This window comes from Brevundimonas sp., assembly GCF_036399195.1.
GTDB lineage: Bacteria > Pseudomonadota > Alphaproteobacteria > Caulobacterales > Caulobacteraceae > Brevundimonas.
Genome location: NZ_DASWNO010000257.1, coordinates 1 through 4,961 on the forward strand (window position 1 = coordinate 1; position 4,961 = coordinate 4,961).

General features: G+C 65.7%; 5 protein-coding genes. 3 read left to right on the forward strand and 2 right to left on the reverse strand.

All coding sequences use genetic code 11. The features are described 5' to 3' along the window. Positions 1-359: 359 nt before the first annotated feature. Both VGB60_RS11340 and VGB60_RS11345 read right to left on the reverse strand, forming a co-directional pair. Positions 360-923, reverse strand: coding sequence for a hypothetical protein (locus VGB60_RS11340; protein ID WP_331038359.1), 564 nt, complete (start codon positions 921-923; stop codon positions 360-362). A 93-nt stretch (positions 924-1,016) separates the two neighbouring features. Next, entirely contained in the window at positions 1,017-1,547 is a 531-nt protein-coding gene (locus VGB60_RS11345; protein ID WP_331038360.1) for a hypothetical protein, read from the reverse strand. A gap of 343 nt (positions 1,548-1,890) precedes the next feature. Here VGB60_RS11345 and VGB60_RS11350 point away from each other — a divergent pair, with 343 nt between their 5' ends. From VGB60_RS11350 to VGB60_RS11360, 3 genes are all read left to right on the forward strand, one after another. Further along, a complete protein-coding gene (locus VGB60_RS11350) occupies positions 1,891-2,598 on the forward strand; it encodes a hypothetical protein (protein WP_331038361.1) in 708 nt (235 codons plus the stop codon). Positions 2,599-3,058: 460 nt separating this feature from the next. Beyond that, positions 3,059-3,955 carry a YihY/virulence factor BrkB family protein gene (locus VGB60_RS11355; RefSeq protein WP_331038362.1) on the forward strand — a complete coding sequence of 299 codons (897 nt, stop codon included), beginning with the start codon at positions 3,059-3,061 and terminating at the stop codon, positions 3,953-3,955. A gap of 45 nt (positions 3,956-4,000) precedes the next feature. Further along, the coding region (locus tag VGB60_RS11360; RefSeq protein ID WP_331038363.1) for a mechanosensitive ion channel family protein at positions 4,001-4,961 on the forward strand (961 nt) is incomplete at its 3' end.

Consider the following 4,961-nt stretch of genomic DNA (forward strand, 5'->3'; position numbering starts at 1 on the left):
ACTAAATTACCGATCCGCATCGCTCGCATCCCCGCCAACCCCTCGTGAGCCCGACGACCATGCCGCAGCGTTGGTCGCGCCACAACTCCCGCCCGGTGACAAAGAGGTATCTCAACCGGGTTTCGAAAGGACCGGGGCAGCACGAAAAGCCCCTGCCCGCCTAATCAGCCGGCGTCCGTGAGGACTACTGGGCCTGTGGTCTTCAATGAGTGGCGAGCAGGCTTCTTACAGAAGAAAGTCGTTACCGGCGCTAGCTGTGGCAGTCTCGTCGACCGCGTGTCTGCCGGCCCCGTCAGTCAGGGCCAGCCTGGGAAGGGTCTAGCTGGTGACGTTCAGAGGCTATTGGGAGCGCGCGCGGTTCAGGGGATCGGCAGGTATGCCGACGGCAGGGTGACTGTCGGAGTTTCCGGCTGCCAGTAAACGCTGACGATCCACCAGCGGGCGCCGTCGTCGAAGAGCTGGATGGAGTTTATGCCTCGCACGAACGGCTCCGCGTCGGTCAGGGCGCGACGGGCGTCATAGGTTGAAAAGACATGGGCGATGCGCCCGAAGCGCTCCACGCGGCGGGCGATCTCGCGCTCGTGAAAGCCGTCTCGGATGAGGGTGGGACCGGCGCGGTCGATGTAGCCCTGAGGTGTGATAGCGGTGAGGACGCCCAGGCCTTGGGGGTTGGTCGAGGTCGGCATCAGCTGGGCGGACGGGTGGAACAGGTGGCGCATCCGGTCCCAATCACGATCCTGACCTGCGTCGCCGGAGATGACGTCGTAGAGAGCCGCGATGATGGCATCCATGGTGGCGACGTCGGCGGCGTAGGCTGCGTTCGGGGTGGGCCCCGGAGCGGGCGACGGCGGTGTTTGGGCCACGGCCGGGGCTGCGGTCGCAAGGACAAGGCCAGTGAAGAAGGCAAGGATCGACAGGCGCATTGTGAGATTCCCACGGTGGACTTGGGAGATTTGCGCGAAGACGGGCCGGAGGGAAGCCCTCTGCGCCGGCCCGCTCCGGTCGGGCTCTTTGGATCACGGGATGGCGTCCACATCCTCCCAGGTCGTGCTGTCCACATCACCGTGAAGAAAGCCGCCGCCGTCCATGTAGTAGTAGCCTGTGGCGGTTGATTTCACCGGGCCCCGGCGAGGCGGATCACTGTAGCGATCGACTTCACAGAGGTACGCATGCTCCACCTCGCTGAGCCGCGCGCGGGAGAAACTCTCCACGTCCTTGGCTTTGACGCTGCCCCACTCACAGGTTCTGACGACCACCTTGCGAAGTGAGCGGAGGCCTTCCTTCAAAGACTGCCTCGTTGCCGCGTCGCTCGCATCTTGCAGCACATTACCCGTGTTCCGCGCCATGGCTCCGGGCACGTCGATAGCGCCACTCGTAATCGGCTCATTTTTCCGAACAGGGAGCGGCTCAGCAACGTCCAGTGCGACGCTTGCGGCCTCTGCGGCAAACGCCTGAGCATCAGTGGGGGGTCCATAATCCGGAGGGGGCGCTCCGCCACACCCGGCCAGTGTGATCGCCGCTGCGAGCGCTATCATCGACTGCTTCATCAGGCTTGCTCCGTCCCGAGCGGAGGTTGCCTGCGAAGGGTGAACAGCTCCCAAATCTCGGCATCGCCATGTCTTGTCGGTGAGCGCGATAGCGGCCAGGCCGGGCGCTTCGACACGAAGTGGATCACCGCACCGAAGGCTGGCGTCTCCCTCCGTGCGGTTCCCGGCGGTACCCCGTCGCTCCGTCCAGCACGGTTGACCCGTGCTGCGATCGCTACGAGCCAGCAGCACTGTCGTGCTTGCCGATCGCCGACCAATGATTGATCGTGCCGCCCTGGAGCCTCGGTTGGGGCATGGGTCGGGCCGCTGGTGTGGATATCATCGGCCTGATGCGGGGTGGTCCATGGTCAACGCACGTAAACCCAGCGAAGAACTCGCCGACGACGTCCTTGGGTTTGGGGGGCGTGAGGTCGCCACTGCGAAGGACCTCCTGCTGCGACCCGCTGACGTGCTGCAGGCATGGATGGCGGCCGGGCCGGAGGGGGGCGGTGTCTATGCTCGCCCGCTGCGTCTTTATCTGGGGCTGAACGCCATTCTCATGCTGATCCTGTTCTTGCAGGGCGGAGCTGGCTTCCTGCTGAACGACTTCCCGCCAGAGATGATGGCGTCGCTGCTCCAGCGGTCAGGCAAGTCGCTAGACGCCTTCATCGCCGACGCCGATGGCTGGATGACCTTGGTGATGGTCCCACTGCTGTCCCTCTTCTACGCGCTCGCGGCGGCGCCTCTGCTTCGTCTCTGGGACAAGGAAGACCTTGGATGGCGCCGCGGGTTCCGGGCCACCTTCGGCTGGTTGTGCGCCTGGACGGTGCCGATGCTTCCTCTCGCATGGTGGGGCTTTGGCAGGGAGCCTGTGGCGGCTCTGATTTCCGCTGCGATCATCCTTCTTGGCGTAATTACCTTCGTACGCATGGGTCAGGGGCGGTGGTTCGTCTCGCGTTTCGTCGGAGTTCTCCGGGCTATCGCCCTGATGCTGGCAGTCCAGCTCGCGGCGGCACTCGGCGGTATGATGATTGTCGGGATTGGGCTCATTGGAGCCTTGGTCACCCCCTGATGCCGCTATCCAAATCCTCCGGAGACGCCTGAGACCGTCCAGGTCGAAACCAGCTTCCCAAATTTCGCGCGCGCCCTGCGAACTTGGAAGCCGCGCCGCTAACCTGGGGCGCCATCACCAGCAGCTTCACCGTGGCTAATGTTTCGGCTCGGGTACAGAGGGGCTTACTGACTGCACCTTTGAGCCCGCTAGGACTGTCTACTGTTCACCAACCAGGCCGAACGACAGGGTGCGGATCTGCAGTGGCCATGCCGGGGCCAACCGCCAGCGCAACATCCCGCCATCAGGCGCAGGGCCGCTGCTCCGGCTGAGCCAGGCGCCAACCGGGGAACCCGCGCGCAAGGCAGTGGGTTAGGCGGAGCGCAGCGCCCCGAGCGCTTCCCGTGTCGTCGAGTCGCCCGTGCCCCATCGCAATCCTGGACGTCGCCAATCGGGCCGGGACGCGGACACCCCCACGGCGATGCCCATTTCGGGATGGCGGCAGGTGCTCAAGCGCACCTACGCTGAGTCCAAGGAGGACAATCTCGGCCTCGTCGCGGCTGGGGTCGCGTTCTATGGCTTCCTCGCCATGGCGCCGCTCCTTGCTTCCATGGTCCTCGTCTACGGGCTCGTCGTCACGCCCGCGGAGGTGAAGGTCCACGTTCAGGCGCTCGCTTCGATCGTGCCCGCTGACGCCGCCGCGCTTATCGAGGAACAACTCGGCAATGCGGTCGCGGGCGCCGCCGGCAAGAGCGGGTTGGGGTTGGTTCTCGCCCTCGGGCTCGCGCTCTTCGGCGGCATGAAGGGAGCCGGCGCGATCATCACGGCGCTGAACGTCGTCTACGAGGAGGCCGAGACCCGCAATCTTATCCGGCTGAACCTTGCGCGGGCGGCGATCACCTTGGGAGCGCTGGCGCTGGCGATCTGCGGTCTCGTCGCTGGATCGATGACAGGCTATCTCGAGCGCTTGGCCGATGGGTTTGGACCTGCCGCCTCCCTTGTGAGCCTGGCCTCCTGGCTCTTCACCTGCACACTGGCCTGCGCCTTCGTGGCGGCTCTCTTCCGGTATGGCCCCGATCGCGACCGCGCACGCTGGTCCTGGCTGGCGCCAGGCTCGGTCTTCGCCACCGTTGGCATTCTGGCCGCTACAGCCGGGTTCGGCGTCTACTCGGCGAATGTGGGCAAGTTCAACGCAACCTACGGCTCGCTCGGAGCCATCGTCGCTCTGCTTACCTGGTTGTACTTCTCGGCCTACACGCTGCTGCTGGGCGCGGAGCTGAATGCGGAGCTCGAACACCAGACGGCCCGGGACACGACGCGCGGCCCGGCTGCGCCGATGGGTCAGCGGAACGCCACCATGGCCGACACGGTGGCTTAGGTTGACCGCTCGCGTCCCTCCATCGCGTCTGGGGAATACCGGCACGTGAGCCGCCAGGCCGATTCCGTTCCCATTCTGGAGGCCGCTCGCGGGGCGCTGGCCGGAGACGAGGTCATGGTCCGGCAGCTGGCCGGCGTCGCGGGCTCGTTCTCCGTGCGGCTGGCGGTCGCGCTGCTCATCCTCGCGGTCACGATCTGGGCGTCAAAGCGCTTAGCGGTCCTGGCCCGGCGAGCCGTGCATCGCCTGCCCCGACATCACCCCGCCGATCAGACCCTCGGCGACTTCGTCTCGGCGGCCGTGCGCTACCTCGTCATCGCGGTCGGGGTGGTGGCGGTCCTGCAGCAGCTGGGCGTTCAGGCGACATCAGTGCTGGCCGTTCTGGGAGCCGCGTCGCTCGCTGTCGGGCTGGCTCTGCAGGGCACCCTGGGAAACGTCGCCGCCGGGGTGATGATCCTCGTCCTGAGGCCGTACCGCGTCGGCGACAATGTCGAGCTGAACGGTCGGCAGGGACGGGTGGTGGATCTCGATCTGTTTCACACCAAGGTCATCGATTTCGACGGCCTGACCCTCTACTTCCCCAATGGCGAGGTCTTCGGCGAACTGATCGTCAATCTGACGCAGTCCGGTCGTCGGCGCATCGATCTGACCTTCGGGGTCGACTACGAGGACGATCTCGATCTCGCCCTTCGTCTGCTGACGGAAACAGCAGGCGCCGATCCACGAGTGATGGCGGATCCAGCGCCCTGGGCCAGGGTGACGAGCCTGGGCGACAGCGCCGTAAACGTGACACTGCGATGTTGGGCGACGCCGGAGGACTGGCAGAACACCCGCTTCGACCTCACCAAGGCGGTCAAGGAAGATTTCGAAGGCGCAGGCCTGCGCTTCCCCTATCCGCACCAGGTCGCGGTGCTCCGCCCGGCCAGAGGGCTATCAGGCGCGTCCTCCTCGTCCGACCCGCGGTTGAGAGGTCTCAAGTCACCCACGGAAGAGGGTCCGGTCGGCGGAC

Excerpts from the sequence above, each read along its gene's own strand:
- VGB60_RS11340 (WP_331038359.1), bottom strand. The coding sequence starts at position 923 with ATGCGCCTGTCGATCCTTGCCTTCTTCACTGGCCTTGTCCTTGCGACC.
- VGB60_RS11345 (WP_331038360.1), bottom strand. The coding sequence starts at position 1,547 with ATGAAGCAGTCGATGATAGCGCTCGCAGCGGCGATCACACTGGCCGGG.
- VGB60_RS11350 (WP_331038361.1), top strand. The coding sequence starts at position 1,891 with ATGGTCAACGCACGTAAACCCAGCGAAGAACTCGCCGACGACGTCCTT.
- VGB60_RS11355 (WP_331038362.1), top strand. The coding sequence starts at position 3,059 with ATGCCCATTTCGGGATGGCGGCAGGTGCTCAAGCGCACCTACGCTGAG.